Genomic DNA, 379 nt, shown 5'->3' with positions numbered 1-379 from the left:
TCGGTGCCGGAGGCGGCCTTGACCAGGCGGAACGGCTGAACCTTGCGGAAGTTGGCGGGCGGGAGCAGTTCCAGGCGGCTCATCGTGTACCACCTTCCTGGCTTCGAAGGACGTTAGAGGGTGTTGACCCAGTTGGTCAGCAGCGCGGCGCCGGCGTCGCCGGAATTCTCGGGATTGAACTGGGTGGCCCAGGGCGGGCCGGCTTCGAACGCGGCCACGAAGGGCTGCCCGTGGGTGGCCCCGGTCACCAGCGGGGCGGTCAGCCCCTCGTTGTGGGACTTCAGCTAGCAGCGGCGGACGACGTAGGAGTGGAAGAAGTAGAGCCGGTTGTGCCGGGCGAGCCCGGGGAACAGGCGGCTGCGCGCGGGCGCGTCCGCGC

General features: G+C 69.9%; 1 protein-coding gene. It reads right to left on the bottom strand.

Annotated features, from left to right (window positions below):
• Nucleotides 1-113 precede the first annotated feature (113 nt).
• Nucleotides 114-248 (bottom strand): hypothetical protein, encoded by a 135-nt coding sequence (locus UK12_RS44850; RefSeq protein WP_331386677.1) that lies wholly within the window; start codon nt 246-248, stop codon nt 114-116.
• Nucleotides 249-379: the final 131 nt, after the last annotated feature.

Origin of the sequence: Saccharothrix sp. ST-888, assembly GCF_000955975.1 — a bacterium.
GTDB lineage: Bacteria > Actinomycetota > Actinomycetes > Streptomycetales > Streptomycetaceae > Kitasatospora.
This window is presented reverse-complemented; position numbering and strand designations above follow the sequence as displayed.